Raw genomic sequence first — 15,716 nt, 5'->3', positions numbered from 1 at the left:
ATGCCTAAGCCAGCCGGTCATCGCAATGTCGCAGCTGTCACCATGTCCGCTCTGTCCGCGACCGCTTGTGTCGCGTTGTTGAGCGGGTGTTCGTCGCCTCAACATGCGTCGACGGTTCCGGGCACCACACCCTCGGTGTGGACCGCTTCACCCGCGCCGGCCGGCACCAACGAGCATCGCGAGGGGGCGTCCGAATCGGAGGGTCTGGCGACTCAGCTGCGGGCACCGGATGGCACCGAGGTTGCCACGGCCAAGTTCGATTTCGCGGACGGATTCGCCACCGTCACCATCGTGACTACCGGCACCGGCTACCTGGCCCCTGGCTTTCATGGAGTGCACATCCACAAGGTGGGCAAGTGCGAGGCCAATTCGGCCGGTCCGACCGGCGGCCCGGTGGGTGACTTTCTGTCTGCGGGAGGACACTTGCAGGTGTCCGGGCGCCCCGTGCCCGGGCAGTCCAGTGGTGACCTGACGTCGCTGCAGGTGCGTAGTGACGGCAGCGGGACGCTGGTGACCACGACCGATGCATTCACCATGGATGACCTGACGAGCGGGCAGAAAACCGCGATCATCATTCACGCCGGCGCCGACAACTTCGCGAACATTCCGGCGGATCGCTATAACCAGACGAACGGGACCGCGGGTCCCGATCAGACCACGCTCGCCACCGGTGATGCCGGTAAGCGGGTGGCGTGCGGTGTCATCGGCTCCGGCTAGCTCGTCGGCGGGTCGGACCGCAAACCGGATAGATTTCGCGCGTTCGCAGCGGCCGACCGTAGGAGTGGAGTGGGAGTTCGCCCTGGTCGACGCCGAGACCCGGGATCTGAGCAATGAAGCCACGGCGGTCATCGCCGAGATCGGTGAAAACCCCCGGGTGCACAAGGAGCTGCTGCGCAACACCGTCGAGGTGGTCAGCGGTGTGTGCGGCTCTGCCGGCGAGGCGATCGAGGATCTGCGCACCACCCTGGGCCCGGCCCGCCGGATCGTGCATGCCCGTGGCATGGAGCTGTTCTGTGCGGGCACCCATCCGTTCGCGCAATGGTCCACCCAGAAGCTCACCGACGCACCGCGTTACGCCGAGCTGATCAAGCGCACCCAGTGGTGGGGCCGCCAGATGCTGATCTGGGGCGTCCATGTCCACGTCGGCGTCTCCTCGGCGAACAAGGTGATGCCGATCATCTCTGCGCTGCTCAACTACTACCCCCACCTGTTGGCGCTGTCCGCCTCCTCGCCCTGGTGGGGTGGCGAAGACACCGGTTACGCCAGCAACCGGGCGATGATGTTTCAGCAGTTGCCTACCGCCGGGCTGCCGTTCCAGTTCCAGACCTGGTCGGAGTTCGAAGGCTTCGTGTATGACCAGAAGAAAACCGGCATCATCGATCACATCAACGAAATACGTTGGGATATAAGGCCTTCGCCGCACCTGGGCACCATCGAGCTGCGGATCTGTGACGGTGTTTCCAATCTGCGCGAGCTCGGTGCACTGGTGGCCTTGATGCATTGTCTCGTGGTGGACCTGGATCGCCGGCTTGATGCCGGTGAGACGCTGCCGACGATGCCGCCCTGGCACGTCCAGGAGAACAAGTGGCGCGCCGCGCGCTACGGCCTGGACGCGGTGATCATCTTGGACGCCGAAAGCAACGAACGGCTGGTTACCGACGACCTCGACGATGTGCTGACGCGGTTGGAACCGGTTGCGCGGTCGTTGAGTTGCGCGGACGAGCTGGCCGCGGTCGCAGAGATCCCGCGAGTCGGCGCCTCTTACCAGCGCCAGCGGCGGGTGGCCGAGGAACACGACGGAGACTTGCGGGCGGTGGTAGACGCACTGATCGCCGAGCTGGATATCTGACCTGCCGGACACGCCGTCGGATGGATTCGCGCGCTAGTTCGACCGCCACGCTCGCCCCCGCGATGCGGTGGGCGCACACGACCGGATCCGGGCTGCCGCCGGATTTAGGCGCGCAGTCGCGCGATGAACACCTGTGCCGCCGCCTCTGCGCGCTGTGGGTCACCGGCGATGATGGCCTCGACCAGCTCGGTGTGTTCGCGCTCGTATGAGGTGCATGTCCCCACCGGGCCCGCTTCCACCGCCCGATGGATGGTTGGCAACAGCAGGTCATAGAACTGTAGATATATCTCGTTGTGGCTGGCCGCGACGATGGCGCGGTGCAACGCCGTGTCGGCCGAAGTCATCTCGGTGCGTTCTTTGTCGTTCGCCGGCTCTCGGCTCCACAGTTCGTTGCGCCGGGCGAGCAGGGCCCGAAGGTCCTCGATGTCGGCGGCATCACGCCGGCGCGCGGACAGGACGGCGGCGGTGACCTCTACCGCCTCGCGCAGTTCCCAGAGATCACGTTCGCGGGCGGCCGCGAAATATTCGGCGAGGGCGCTGCCTTGTTCTACGTCGGCAATGACGTAGGTGCCCGACCCTTGTCGTCGCTCGAGTATTCCCACGTGCACCAGGGCCTGCACGGCTTCGCGCACCGTGTTGCGGGCGGTTCCGGTCATCTCGCAGAGTTCGGGTTCGGTGGGAATGCGATCACCGACTTTCCAGCGCCCTGACGTGATCTCATCGCGCAGCTGATCGCTTACCTGGGCGATGAGTGTCCGGCGGCGCACTGTCTGCATGCCACCAGCATAGGCAGTTTGCCCAATACATCCATTCATCCCATGATGCCTACCGTTGTCCAACACTGGATTGGGGGAATTCCGATGACTGCTGTGGCGGCACCGGTGATCCACGACCCAACCGCCAGCCGGTCGTTGTTTGCCAGCAGGGTGACGGTCTTGCTGGCGATCGCACTGTCCGCCTTCACCATACGGTCCGCCGTCACCTCGATGGCGCCCCTGCTGGCGAGGGTCGCAGACACGATGGGCTTCGGCGGTACCGTCATCGGCGTCTTCGGGATGCTCCCCACCGCCATGTTCGCCTTGGCCGGGTTCGCCGCGCCCCTGAACCGCCGGTTCGGCCCGGAACGTCTGGCGCTGCTCAGTGTCTTGGCCACAGCGGCGGGGACTGCCGGCCGCTCGATGGCGTCCGACACGTCCGAGCTGATGGCGTTCACCACGCTTGCCCTCGTCGGCATGGGCATCGCAAACATTGTGGTCCCGCCGCTGGTCAAGAAGTACTTCAACGATCGCGTCGCCTTGATGAGCGCGATCTACCTCGCCTGCCTACAGCTGGGCACCATCATGCCGGCCGTGGCCGCGGTGCCACTGGCCGAGTCCTATGGATGGCGGGCCTCGCTCGCAATCTGGGCGCTCATTCCCGCGGTCGCAGTTCTACCGTGGATACTCGTCCTCGTCCGCCGCCGCACCAATGGCACCGATCACGCTGCCCGGACGGGAAAAAAGATCGGGCCGATCTGGCGCTCGCCGATCTCCTGGGGCCTGACCTTCATGTTCAGCATGACGTCGCTGATCACCTATGCGATGTTTGCCTGGCTTCCCGTGATCGTGACATCTGCCGGAGGCAGCGAAGCGCTCGGAGGCGCCATGGTTGCGACTTTCTCCGGCGTCGGGTTCCTTGCAACGCTGGTCACGCCCAGGCTGTGCGCTAGGGCTGCCAACCCGTTCCCCATTGTCGCCGCTTCTGCGTTGTGCTTTCTCGTCGGTTTCGCGGGATTGCTGTGGGCTCCGCTGACCGCGCCCATCGTCTGGGCGATATTTCTCGGACTCGGCCCAAGCACCTTCCCGGCCGCGATCACCCTCATCAATCTGCGGTCGCGCACCGAAAGCGGCTCCGCGGCGCTGTCCGGTTTCACCCAGGGCATGGGCTATCTGTTGGCCAGCCCAGGACCACTGATCTTCGGAATCCTCTACAACGCCACCGGACGGTGGGAACTGTCGTTCGGATTTCTCCTGGTCCCGCTGATTGCACTGCTGGCCGGTGGGTATCACGCCTGCAAGCCCCGCTATCTGGAAGACACGTTGACCCCTTCCCGGAAGTCGGGATCGGACGCTGTCGAGGACGTTGTCGAGGGAGAACGTCTGCAGGAGTGTTCGACGAGCTGCGCTTGACCTTGCGACCGGCCGGTGAGCCGGGGCTTGGTGATCACCCCGCCTTGCGCGATACGCTGCCTTTCTGCACAACCCTGCGATCGTGGCGTGGCCGCGACTGTTGTCTGGCAGGTGTGGCAGACCCGGATTGAGGGGGCATGGTGGCCGTTCCGAAGCCCTTCGAAGCACCGATGTTTCCGCTGGAGGCGGCGATGCTGCCCGGCCAGGATCTGCCATTGCGCATCTTTGAGCCTCGCTACAGCGCGCTGGTGCGACACTGCCTCGATACTGGTGATCCGTTCGGTGTGGTCCTGATCGCCGGTGGGCGCGAGGTGGGTGGCGGTGAGTCACGATACGACGTCGGGACGCTGGCCAGGATCACCGAATACGTCGACGAGGGCGCGGGTCGTTATCAGTTGTTGTGCCGCACTGGGGAACGGATTCGGGTATGTGACTGGCTCCCGGACGACCCCTATCCGCGCGCGACGGTACAGATCTGGCCAGATGAGCCGGGCGCAGCGGTGAGTGCGGCCCAGTTTCGCGACACCGAAGACCGGGTGATGGCGTTGTTCGAACGGATCGCCACCGCCCGTGGCATCGAGTTGCCGGGTCGCGATGTGGTGTTCGACTACCAGTCCGACGACATCGCCGCTGACGCGGGAACGTTGTTGTACGAGTTGGCGTCTCGGGTTCCGATGGGCCCGGCCGACGGCTACGCGGTGTTGTCGGCGCGGTCGGCCGCTGATCGGCTGGCCGCACTTGCCGAGGCGGTGGACTCGGTCGAGGCGATGGTCGATTTCCAGCTGTCCGACTAGTCCGGCTCAGAGCTCTTCGCCGAACGCGCGCAACGCATCCACCTGCAGCGGATCCAATGACGGGCGGACGGCCTGGCGCGCGGCGGCGAGGTCCGCGGCGGTGACGTCGGCCGCGTCGATGGAACGGCGCATCGCGGTCAGCGCCGCCTCGCGCAGCAATGCCACGCAGTCGGCGGCGCTGTAGCCGTCGAGCCCCGCGGCCACCTCATCCAGGTCGACGTCGGCGCTGAGCGGGATGGACTTGCCTGCGGTGCGCAGGATCTCGAGGCGCGCCTCGGCATCGGGCGGCTCGACGAACACCAGACGTTCCAGCCGGCCCGGGCGCAGCAGCGCCGGATCGATCAGATCGGGGCGGTTGGTCGCCCCCAGCACCACCACGTCACGCAGCGGCTCGATGCCGTCGAGCTCGGTCAGCAGGGCGGCGACCACCCGATCCCCAACACCCGAATCGAAGCTTTGCCCGCGTCGGGGCGCCAGGGCATCCACCTCGTCGAGAAACACCAACGACGGCGCCGAATCGCGGGCCCGACGAAAAAGCTCACGGACGGCTTTTTCCGAGGAGCCAACCCATTTGTCCATCAGCTCGGAGCCCTTGACCGCGTGCACGCTCAACTGCCCGGTGCTGGCCAATGCCCGGACCACGAAGGTCTTGCCGCACCCGGGAGGGCCGTAGAGCAGTACCCCCCGCGGGGGCTCCACCCCTAACCGGGCGAACGTGTCCGGATGCTGCAAGGGCCACAGCACCGCCTCGGTCAGGGCCTGCTTGGCCTGGGCCATGTCCCCGACATCGTCGAGGGTGATGCTTCCCACCGCGACCTCCGAGCTCGCCGAGCGCGACAGGGGGCGGATGACGGTCAGCGCGCCAAGCAGGTCTTCCTGGTTGAGCTCTGGTGGCTGACCATCGGTACTAGCTCGCGAAGCGGCCCGCAGCGCCGCCTCGCGCAGCAGCGCGGCCAGGTCGGCAACTACGAACCCCGGCGTCCGGCTGGCTATTTCGTCAATATCCAAGTCGCCGGTAGGTACGTGCCGCAGCAGGGCTTCCAGCAGGGCCTTGCGGGTGGCCGCGTCGGGCAGCGGCAACCCCAATTCCCGGTCGCACAGGTCGGGCGCGCGTAACCGGGCGTCGAGCTGGTCGGGCGCGGCGGTAGTGGCGATCAGCACCACGCCATCGGTGGCGACCGCGGTGCGCAGCTCGCCGAGGATCAGCGCGGCAACCGGTTCCGCGGTGGCCGGCAGCAGCGCGTCCACGTCGGTGATCAACAGCACCCCGCCGCCGTCGCGAACCGTCGCGACGGCGGCGGCCACGGCCTTGAGCCGATTCTCCGGGGCCAGCGCACCAACCTCGGGACCGTCGAGTTCGACCAGCCGGCGTCCGGCACACACCGCGCGCACCAGCGTCACCTTGCCGACGCCAGCCGGACCGGACACCAGCACGCCCAGATTGGTGCCCGCACCCAAAGACTGCAGTAGATGAGGTTCATCGAGGGCGAGCTTGAGCCATTCGGTGAGCTTGGCCGCCTGCGGCTGGGCACCCTTGAGCTCCTCGACCTGGATCTCCGGGGTCGCCACGCTGACCCGCTCGGCCTGGGATGACTGCGCGGTGTGGGGCACCCCGGTGCCCCAGGTGACCAACGTGTTCGGCTGCACACTGACCGGCGCATCGGGATCGACGCCGGTGACGGTCAACAGCTCCGATGTCCAGCTGATGCCGACCGCCGACGCCAAGGCCTGGCTGGCGGCCGAAGTCGAGGTGCCCGGGCCCAGGTCGCGGGGCAACAGCGACACCGCGTCGCCGACGGTCATCACCTTGCCCAGCAGCGCCTGGCGCAAGGTGATCGGCGAAAGCGATTGGGTGGCCAGCGACGAGCCGCTCAGCGTCACGGTCCGTGCACCGTAGACGGTGACCGAGTTGACCAGCACCGCAGTGCCTTCGCGTAGTCCGGCGTTGGACAGGGTCACGTCGTCCAGCAATATGGTGCCGACCGGGACCTGGTCATCAGCCATGCCGGCCACCGCCGCGGTCGTTCGGGACCCGGTCAACGAAACCGCATCCCACTCCCGGATCCCGAGGGCGGCAATGGCGCTCGGGTGCAACCGCACCACGCCGCGACGTGAGTCCACCGCCGACGTGTTCAGCCGGGCGGTCAGCGTCAGCTGTGGAGCCCCATAGGGGCTGGTCACAACCGCCCGCCCGGCTTGCGCAGCCCCAGCCGCGCCACCGAACGGCGCGCCACCGACCGGCGATGCGGCTGCGCTCTGCGAATCGCGCGCCGCGCGGCGCGTCGTTGCTTGGGTTTGTCGCCCCACACCTCGGGATGCTCGGCCAGCCAGCGCTTGCTGCGCACCGCGAACGGAATGTGACACACGTAGGCGATGATGATCACCCAGATCAAGATGTAGGGAGCCAGCACCGCGGCGGCCGCCATGATGGCCAGCACCGCCAGCAGCACCGCGGCCAGATTGGGCGGCACCGCCACGGCATGCATCTTCTTCATGGGGATCCCGCTGACCATCAGCATCGATGTGCCGGTGATCCAGAAAGCCAGGAACCACACCGAGGTCCACCAGCCCTCACCGAACTGCATCTTCAAGGCCAGCAGGCCGATCATGGAAACCGCGCCCGCCGGTGCGGGCATTCCGACGAAGAATTCGTGTGCGTACGCGGGCTGGGTGCCGTCATCCAGCAGCGCGTTGAAGCGCGCCAGCCGAAGCACGACGCACACCGCGTAGAGCAGCACCACAACCCAACCGACCTGCCACTTCGACAGCATCGTGACATAGAGCACCAGCGCGGGCGTCACGCCGAAATTCACCGCATCGGCCAGGGAGTCGATTTCTGCGCCCATGCGCGACTGGGCGTCCAGAATGCGGGCCACCCGGCCGTCGAGTCCGTCCAGAATGGCCGCCGCCGCGATCAGCGCCATCGCGGGCACCGGCTGGTGTTCGAGGGCGAATTTGATCGAGGTCAGCCCGGCGCAGATGGACAGCACCGTCATTGCGCTGGGCAAGATCTGCAGGTTTACCGCGCGCCTGCTCCGAGGCTTGGTCGTCATGGCAGGTCAGCCAATATGGTCTCGCCGGCAATCGTGCGCTGGCCAACTATGACCACCGGCTCGGTGCCCGGTGGCAGGTAGGTATCCAGGCGAGAGCCGAAACGGATCAGACCGTAAGTGTCGCCGATCGCCAATTTGTCTCCGACGTGTGCGTCGCACACGATGCGGCGCGCTACCAGCCCGGCAACCTGTACCGCGACCACTTCAGCACCGTTGGCGGTGCGGATGCGCACGCTGTTGCGTTCGTTGTCGTCGCTCGCCGCGGGCAGGTCGGCCGACCCGAAGCGGCCGGGCCGGTGCTGGACGGCGACGACCTCGCCGCTGACCGGGGCCCGCTGCACGTGGGCGTCGAATACCGACAAGAAGATGCTGACCCTGGGGAGCGGCGCGTCGCCCATACTGAGTTCGGCCGGTGGTGCCGCGGTGTCGATCACGCAGATCACGCCGTCGGCGGGTGCCACGATGGCGCCGGCCCGGCTCGGTGGTACCCGGGGCGGGTGACGGAAGAAGCCGGCGCAGGCGCCGGCGGCCAGCAGCCCCGTCCGGCGCGCCCAGCGGTGCCGGTATCCGACACCGGCCACGGCTAGGCCCGCAGCGATGAAGGGGCGCCCGGCCGGGTGTATCGGCGGGATGGTGGATCGCACCAACGCCAGCAGATGCTGCGGGCTCAGAGTCGGTTCCGCGGAGGATGAGTCGGAACGGCGGGGACGTCGTGCCACGCGGCCATCTTACGGAGCGCCGTGGCGGTCAGTGTACGGACGGCGCCCCGATGTGCCTGAGCACACCGGGGCGCCGTCAACAAGGTCATGCGCCGTCGTGCCCGTTCTCGCCTATCAGTGTGCCGCCAGTGCCTCCCGTTCCGGCGGTGCCCGGTGGCAAACCAAGACCGAGAATGCCTCCATTGCCGCCCGTGCCGACCAACTGGGCGTCGCCGCCCTTGCCGCCGTCACCACCCGGCGCAGCCCCGAGGCCGATCCCGCCCGCGCCGCCGTTGCCGCCGTCTCCGATCAGGGCGCCGGTGCCGCCGTTGCCGCCGTCCCCGGAAGTGATACCGCCAAAGCCGCCGTCGCCGCCGGTCCCGCCGTCGCCAAGGAGCCCGCGAGCCCTGCCGCCGTCGCCGCCGGTCCCGCCGGTGCCGCCACCTGCGCCGTTTCCGCCTGCCCCGCCGGACCCGCTGAGCCCCCGCCGGCTCCGCCGGCCCCGCCAGTCACCAGGCTGAACCCGCCGGTGCCGCCATTGCCGCCGGCCCCGAACAGTCCAACGCCTCCAGCGCCGCCGGCCCCGCCGCTCTGGCCGCCTCCGCCCTCACCGCCGGCACCGCCGGCGGTGAATAGACCTGCCATGCCGCCCGTGCCACCGGCCCCACCGAGAACGGCCCCGATTCCGCCGGTGCCACCGACCCCTGCGCCGCCCGACAGCAGCCCCGCGGCCCCGCCGTTGCCGCCGGCCTGGCCGGTTCCCAGGCCGTTGACCGCGCCGGAACCACCGGCGCCACCGTTGCCGAACAAGATCCCACCGTCGCCGCCGTTGGCCCCGCTTCCCGCGGCGCCGTTGGCGCCGTTGCCGATCAGCGGGCGATCCAGCAGCGCCTGGGTGGGCGCGTTGATTAAGTCGAGAAGAGCCTGGTTTGACGTGGCCAGCCCGGGAGCGCCGGCTTCGCCCGCTGTCCCAGCTGGGACGCCCAAGCCGGGATTGCCGCCGTTGCCGCCGGTTCCGAATAGCTGGGCGTCACCGCCTCGGCCCCCGTTACCGCCGGGGTCCACGGTGCCGGATCCGCCCGCGCCGCCGTTGCCGCCGCTGCCGATCAGTGCTGCCTTGCCGCCGGCCCCACCGTCGCCGCCGGCCCCACCCGCGGTGGCCAGGCCGCCGTTGCCGCCGGTCCCGCCGTCGAGCCCGGCGGCGCCGCCGTTGCCGCCGGCCCCGCCGGTGAGGCCGGTCGCGCCCGATCCGCCGGCCCCGCCATTGCCGATCAGTATTCCGCCGTCGCCACCGCTCGCGCCGGTTCCCGCGGCCCCGTTGGCTCCGTTGCCGATCAACGGGCGATTCAGCAGCGCCTGGGTGGGGGCGTTCACCAAGTTGAGCAGATTTTGCGACGCCGCCTCGGCGCTCGCGTATGAGCTCGCGCCGGTGGTCAAGGCCTGCACGAATTGATCATGAAATAGTGCCGCTTGGGAGCTGACTGCCTGGAAAGATTGGCCGTGCGCGCCGAAAAGCGCCGCGATCTGCATTGATATCTCATCGGCGGCGGCGGATATCACCGCGGTCGTCGGGGCGGCCGCCGCATAGCTGGCCTGGCCGATGGTGTTGCCAATACCGGCCAAATCCGTTGCCGCCGCGCTCAATAAATCTGGTGTCGCTATCAGATAAGACATGCGTATCCCGTTCGTTTCCCTGGCTTTTGGCGATTAAGCAGCAGTCAAACGGATCGTATTTGTTTCGCATTCTTGATCACTCTGGAGATCTGTCAAGAGTTATCAAAACGTTATATTTAGTAGGCTAAATGTAAAGCCTTTTTACAGAGGCGGGTTTATGCCAGATCCATAAATGTAATTGTCGAGACAATATCGTCTCATTTTTGCGTTCGGTATCTCATTTTCTGGGGATAGTCGATCCGCGGGCTCCCGGCCTGGATCCGGGGCGCGATCAGTCGGGCGTTGGACCGATATCGGGCGCGGTCGCCGCGGTTTAGGTCAAATCCCAGACTTGTACCTGGGTTCCGGCGGACACCTCCACATCATCCTCCGGAATCTCCAGCAAGGCGTTGGCCGAGGCCAGCCAGCGCAAGTGGTGCGAGGCCGGCGGCCCGTAGCTGGTGACCTGTCCGGTGCCTATGTCGAGGATCGCGCGCCGGAACTGCCGCTTGCCGCGCGGTGAGGTGACCGTCTCGGTCATCACCGCGGTCCGCTGTGGTCGCCGCGGATCCGGCAGACCCATGGTCAGGCGCAGCGCGGGACGGATGAACACCTCAAAGGACACCAGCGCGCTGACCGGGTTGCCGGGCAGGGTCACGATCGGCGTGCCGGCCACCAGGCCGACGCCCTGGGGCATTCCCGGTTGCATCGCCACCTTGACGAACTCGACGCCCTGATCGCCTTCGCGGCCGAAGGCGTCTTTGACAACCTCATAGGCTCCGGCACTGACGCCCCCGCTGGTGATGATCAGGTCCGCGGCACCCGCGTGTCGGTCGAGAATCGCGACGAACTGCGCGACGTCGTCCCCAGCGGTGTCGGTGGCTACCACGACCGCACCGGCGTCGCGGGCCGCGGCAGTCAGCATGACCGCGTTGGACTCGTAGATCTGTCCGGGTTGCAGTGGCGTGCCCGGCGGTACCAGCTCCGTGCCGGTGGAGACCACCAGCACGCGCTGGCGGGGGATCACGCTGAGCTCGGCCAGCCCCAGCGCGGCGGCCAAGCCCAGCGCTGCCGGTGTCACCAGCTGGCCGGCTTGCAGGACGGTGGTACCGGCGGCGACATCTTCACCCGCGCGCCGGATGTGCTTGCCCGCGACAGCGGGCTGGCCGATCTGTACCGTCTCGAGGCCCCCGTCGGTGGCTTCCACCGGCACGATCGCCGTCGCGCCGGCGGGTACCGGCGCCCCGGTCATGATCCGGTGCGCCGTCCCCGGGTGCAGCCTCAGTTGGTCGACGCGCCCCGCCGGAATGTCCTCGGCCACTGGCAACACCACCGGGTGCTGCGCACTCGCGCCCACGGTGTCCTCGGCCCGCACCGCGTAGCCGTCCATCGCGGAGTTGTCGAACACCGGTAGCGGCAGTGAGGCGACCACGTCGTCGGCGAGCACCAGGCCCTGCGCTTGCTGCAATGGGACCTTGGCGACGGGACGGGCCCGGACCATGTTGGTGACGACCCGCTGATGCTCCTCGACCGACCGCATGCGGCCATTATCGGCCCGCTAGACGGGGAAGCTGACCCCGGTGAGCTCCTCGGAGACCGTCCAAAGCCGACGTTGCAGGTCCTCGTCGTGAGATTGAGCGCTGGACTGGACGATTTTCGGGTGGCCGCGCTGCTCGGCGAAACCGTCCGGACCGTAGTACTGGCCGCCGGCCGCCGAGGGATCGGTGGCGGCGCGCAGCGTCGGCAGAGCACCCATCTGCGCGCTCTGGAACAGCGCCGGGCCGAGAATGTTGGCTAGCGGAACCAACATCCGTGGCAGGTTTCGGGCCAGTTCGGTATTGGAGCCGCCGGGGTGGGCCGCGACGGCGATCGTCGCGGCCTGGGAGTCCGCCGCGAGCCTGCGCTGCAGCTCGTAGGTGAACAGCAGGTTGGCCAGCTTGGACTGTCCATATGCCGCGACTCGGTTGTAGCTGCGTTCCCACTGCAGATCGTCGAAGTGGATCGCGGCCCGAATGCGGTGGCCCAGGCTGCTGACCGTGATCACCCGCGAGCCGGGTACCGGCAGCAGGTGATCGAGCAACAACCCGGTCAGCGCAAAGTGGCCCAGGTGGTTGGTGCCGAACTGCATCTCGAAGCCGTCCTTGGTCACCTGCTTCGGTGTCCACATCACGCCGGCGTTGTTGATCAGCAGGTCGATGCGTGGGTAGGCCGAACGCAGTGCATCGGCGGCGCTGCGCACCGAGTCCAGTGAGCTCAGGTCCAGGGCCTGCAACGTGACGTCGGCCTGGGGCTTGGCCGCAACGATCTGTGCCACGGCGGCGTTGCCCTTCTCGGGGTTGCGTACCGCCAGCACGACGTGGGCGCCGCGGCCGGCCAGCGCCTCGGCGGTGTGGTAGCCGAGCCCGGTATTGGCGCCGGTGACCACCACCACCCGGCCGCTTTGATCCGGGATGTCGGAGGCCGACCAATGACTCTTGGCTTTCCCCTTAGCGCTCATGGCCAGAACATACTCACTTCCGGCCCGGGCGGCCCGGCCGCCAGAACTATTGGACCCAGAAGTTGTCGTGCGCGACGAAGAACTCCCGGCGTTGGTCGTCGGTCATGTCGGCCAGGCCCGGGAACCCCTCGAAGTAGTCCTCGCGCGGGGCGCCGGGGGCGAACAGGATCAGGATCGATGCCGGCTGGTCGGACTCGTTGCGGAAGCCGTGCACTCCGCCGGGCGGTACATAGAGGTAATCGCCGGCGGATGCGTCGACCCAGTCTCGCCCGTCGTGCATGCGCATCGACCCGGACAGGACGAAGAAGGACTCCGACATCGTCTTGTGGAAATGCGGACCCGGCCCACCTCCGGCCGGTGCGATATCGACGCGGTAGAGCCCAAAATCGCCGTCAGTGGTTTTCTGGGTGGCCAGGTAGTGGTACTTGGTGCCGCCCAACTCCAGGTTGGGAGGTTCGTCCCGACGTTTCAGCCGAGCACTGACCTCTCCCTTCTCGCCGGTGTAGCGCGCTGGCGGATAGGGCGGGTAGGCAGGCATGGCGAGCGACATCACCCCAGTGTGGCCCAACGCTTCACGCGACAGGCTGTTGTTCGGGCCGAGCGCCCGCCCGCCGCGGCGCGCGCCGTATCGTCGGCGGGTGGGGGCGTCCTTGCACTCGACATAGGCGAGTGCTAAAAATGACGTTGGCACTCGCGACCCGCGAGTGCTAGGTCGGGACGGTGAGAACGGGCCTGGTCGTGATCTGCGACCTGGCTTCGGTCGTCCGTCGCGGGCACTGCGCCCGGCCAGCGTAAGTAACGGGGTTGCCATTACCCGGTGACCCCCGTTTCATTCCCAATCCGGAGGAATCACTTCGCAATGGCCAAGACAATTGCGTACGACGAAGAGGCCCGTCGCGGCCTCGAGCGGGGCCTGAACGCCCTCGCCGACGCGGTAAAGGTGACGTTGGGCCCCAAGGGTCGCAACGTCGTCCTGGAGAAGAAGTGGGGTGCCCCCACGATCACCAACGATGGTGTGTCCATCGCCAAGGAGATCGAGCTGGAGGACCCGTACGAGAAGATCGGCGCTGAGCTGGTCAAGGAAGTTGCCAAGAAGACCGACGACGTGGCCGGTGACGGCACGACGACGGCCACCGTGCTGGCCCAGGCGCTGGTCAAGGAAGGCCTGCGCAACGTTGCGGCCGGTGCCAACCCGCTCGGTCTGAAGCGCGGCATCGAGAAGGCAGTCGAGAAGGTCACCGAGATCCTGCTCAAGTCGGCCAAAGAGGTCGAGACCAAGGAGCAGATCGCGGCGACCGCAGCCATCTCCGCCGGCGACCAGTCGATCGGCGACCTGATCGCCGAGGCGATGGACAAGGTGGGCAACGAGGGCGTCATCACCGTCGAGGAGTCCAACACCTTCGGCCTGCAGCTCGAGCTCACCGAGGGGATGCGGTTCGACAAGGGCTACATCTCGGGCTACTTCGTCACCGACGCCGAGCGTCAGGAAGCGGTCCTGGAGGACCCCTACATCCTGCTGGTCAGCTCCAAGGTGTCCACTGTCAAGGACCTGCTGCCGCTGCTGGAGAAGGTCATTCAGGGCGGCAAACCGCTGCTGATCATCGCCGAGGACGTCGAGGGCGAGGCGCTGTCCACCCTGGTCGTCAACAAGATCCGTGGCACCTTCAAGTCGGTGGCGGTCAAGGCCCCCGGCTTCGGTGACCGCCGCAAGGCGATGCTGCAGGACATGGCCATCCTCACCGGTGGTCAGGTCATCAGCGAAGAGGTTGGCCTCTCCCTCGAGACCGCCGACATCTCGCTGCTGGGTAAGGCCCGCAAGGTCGTCATCACCAAGGACGAGACCACCCTCGTCGAGGGCGCCGGTGACTCCGACGCCATCGCTGGACGGGTGGCCCAGATCCGCGCCGAGATCGAGAACAGCGACTCCGACTACGACCGTGAGAAGCTGCAGGAGCGCCTGGCCAAGCTGGCCGGCGGTGTTGCGGTGATCAAGGCCGGGGCTGCCACCGAGGTGGAGCTCAAGGAGCGCAAGCACCGCATCGAGGACGCGGTCCGTAACGCCAAGGCTGCCGTTGAGGAGGGCATCGTCGCCGGTGGTGGCGTCGCCCTGCTGCACGCGGTCCCGTCGCTGGACGAGCTGAAGCTATCCGGTGACGAGGCCACCGGCGCCAACATCGTCCGGGTGGCTCTCGAGGCTCCGCTGAAGCAGATCGCTTTCAACGGTGGCTTGGAGCCCGGTGTGGTGGCCGAGAAGGTCCGTAACTCGCCCGCCGGTACCGGCTTGAACGCCGCCACCGGTGTGTACGAGGACCTGCTCAAGGCCGGCGTTGCCGACCCGGTCAAGGTGACCCGTTCGGCGCTGCAGAACGCGGCGTCCATCGCGGGTCTGTTCCTGACGACCGAGGCCGTTGTCGCCGACAAGCCGGAGAAGGCGGCCGCTCCCGCGGGCGACCCGACCGGCGGCATGGGCGGCATGGACTTCTAAGTCCGCAAGGCGCGCAAGTTCGCAAGCACGAAAAAGCCCGGTTCCCTTCGGGGGGCCGGGCTTTTTCGTGTGTGTACGGGCGCGCTAGGAAGGCTCGGAGAACACGACGCAGTCATGCAGGCAGCCGCTGGCTGTGGCGGCAGAGTCGGCGTTGCGGTGCAGCAACGCCTTGGTGGGCAGCACAGCGCACTGGGCCGTTTCGGTGCCGGCGTCGGATACCTCGGCGCGCCCATCAACGATCAGCGAATAGCCGCCGGGTTCGGGTGGCGGCCACAGGAGCGTGGCATCACCATGGCTGGTCAGGTTGGCGCGGGTGCGGCCGCCGATCAGCCCGACCTCGATGACCGCGCGCGGTCCGTCCGGTCCGTCGGGCAGGCCACGCAGCACCGGTTCCACGGTCACCGTGTGCACGTGGTGGTCGTCGTCAACGGTGATCAGGTAGGCGAACGGGTAGTCGGTCAAGGCGTCGGCCAACCGCTTGAGGTCCACCTTCTTGGCAGCCATGCAATCGAGGATAGA

At 67.5% G+C, this 15,716-nt stretch carries 13 protein-coding genes and 1 pseudogene; 5 read left to right on the top strand and 9 right to left on the bottom strand.

All coding sequences use genetic code 11. The features are described 5' to 3' along the window. Together MMSP_RS24515 and MMSP_RS24510 are read left to right on the top strand one after the other, a co-directional pair. On the top strand, positions 1 to 717 hold the full coding sequence (locus MMSP_RS24515; RefSeq protein WP_020788764.1) for a superoxide dismutase family protein: 717 nt from the start codon (positions 1 to 3) through the stop codon (positions 715 to 717). After that, entirely contained in the window at positions 674 to 1,849 is a 1,176-nt protein-coding gene (locus MMSP_RS24510; RefSeq protein WP_086085300.1) for a glutamate--cysteine ligase, read from the top strand. The genes MMSP_RS24515 and MMSP_RS24510 overlap by 44 nt, the downstream gene beginning before the upstream one ends. A gap of 104 nt (positions 1,850 to 1,953) precedes the next feature. On the opposite strand, the gene MMSP_RS24505 is transcribed toward MMSP_RS24510, so the two are convergent. After that, positions 1,954 to 2,625, bottom strand: a complete 672-nt coding sequence (locus MMSP_RS24505) for a FadR/GntR family transcriptional regulator (RefSeq protein ID WP_174524089.1) — start codon at positions 2,623 to 2,625, stop codon at positions 1,954 to 1,956. 84 nt (positions 2,626 to 2,709) lie between these two features. Here MMSP_RS24505 and MMSP_RS24500 point away from each other — a divergent pair, with 84 nt between their 5' ends. After that, entirely contained in the window at positions 2,710 to 4,017 is a 1,308-nt protein-coding gene (locus MMSP_RS24500; protein WP_036426945.1) for a CynX/NimT family MFS transporter, read from the top strand. Positions 4,018 to 4,154: 137 nt separating this feature from the next. Beyond that, on the top strand, positions 4,155 to 4,811 hold the full coding sequence (locus MMSP_RS24495; protein WP_015354414.1) for an LON peptidase substrate-binding domain-containing protein: 657 nt from the start codon (positions 4,155 to 4,157) through the stop codon (positions 4,809 to 4,811). Between the two features lie 6 nt (positions 4,812 to 4,817). Here MMSP_RS24495 and MMSP_RS24490 read toward each other — a convergent pair whose 3' ends face one another. The 7 genes and pseudogenes from MMSP_RS24490 to MMSP_RS24460 form a co-directional block, all read right to left on the bottom strand. Continuing rightward, the gene (locus MMSP_RS24490) at positions 4,818 to 6,992 is read right to left on the bottom strand and encodes an AAA family ATPase (RefSeq protein ID WP_020788761.1); all 2,175 of its coding nucleotides are present in this window, start codon (positions 6,990 to 6,992) and stop codon (positions 4,818 to 4,820) included. Continuing rightward, entirely contained in the window at positions 6,989 to 7,864 is an 876-nt protein-coding gene (gene pssA, locus MMSP_RS24485; protein WP_020728031.1) for a CDP-diacylglycerol--serine O-phosphatidyltransferase, read from the bottom strand. The genes MMSP_RS24490 and pssA overlap by 4 nt, the downstream gene beginning before the upstream one ends. Beyond that, positions 7,861 to 8,583, bottom strand: coding sequence for a phosphatidylserine decarboxylase (locus MMSP_RS24480; protein ID WP_084472646.1), 723 nt, complete (start codon positions 8,581 to 8,583; stop codon positions 7,861 to 7,863). The genes pssA and MMSP_RS24480 overlap by 4 nt, the downstream gene beginning before the upstream one ends. An 85-nt stretch (positions 8,584 to 8,668) precedes the next feature. Then, positions 8,669 to 10,236 (bottom strand): annotated as a pseudogene (locus tag MMSP_RS24475) (PE family protein). A gap of 313 nt (positions 10,237 to 10,549) precedes the next feature. Then, entirely contained in the window at positions 10,550 to 11,755 is a 1,206-nt protein-coding gene (gene glp, locus MMSP_RS24470) for a gephyrin-like molybdotransferase Glp (RefSeq protein WP_020788757.1), read from the bottom strand. A gap of 18 nt (positions 11,756 to 11,773) precedes the next feature. Beyond that, the gene (locus MMSP_RS24465; protein WP_015354420.1) at positions 11,774 to 12,712 is read right to left on the bottom strand and encodes an SDR family NAD(P)-dependent oxidoreductase; all 939 of its coding nucleotides are present in this window, start codon (positions 12,710 to 12,712) and stop codon (positions 11,774 to 11,776) included. Between the two features lie 46 nt (positions 12,713 to 12,758). Continuing rightward, complete coding sequence (locus tag MMSP_RS24460; RefSeq protein WP_036427526.1) at positions 12,759 to 13,262, bottom strand: cupin domain-containing protein; 504 nt, start codon at positions 13,260 to 13,262, stop codon at positions 12,759 to 12,761. Positions 13,263 to 13,571: 309 nt separating this feature from the next. On the opposite strand from MMSP_RS24460, the gene groL reads away from it, so the two are divergent. Beyond that, on the top strand, positions 13,572 to 15,197 hold the full coding sequence (gene groL, locus MMSP_RS24455) for a chaperonin GroEL (RefSeq protein WP_015354422.1): 1,626 nt from the start codon (positions 13,572 to 13,574) through the stop codon (positions 15,195 to 15,197). An 84-nt stretch (positions 15,198 to 15,281) separates the two neighbouring features. Here groL and MMSP_RS24450 read toward each other — a convergent pair whose 3' ends face one another. Further along, the gene (locus tag MMSP_RS24450; RefSeq protein WP_015354423.1) at positions 15,282 to 15,701 is read right to left on the bottom strand and encodes a pyridoxamine 5'-phosphate oxidase family protein; all 420 of its coding nucleotides are present in this window, start codon (positions 15,699 to 15,701) and stop codon (positions 15,282 to 15,284) included. Positions 15,702 to 15,716 lie beyond the last annotated feature (15 nt).

Origin of the sequence: Mycobacterium sp. 012931 (assembly GCF_000419295.1) — a bacterium.
Classification (GTDB): domain Bacteria; phylum Actinomycetota; class Actinomycetes; order Mycobacteriales; family Mycobacteriaceae; genus Mycobacterium; species Mycobacterium marinum.
Note: the sequence above shows the minus strand (reverse complement) of the source record. Positions and strands in the feature narration are given on the sequence as shown.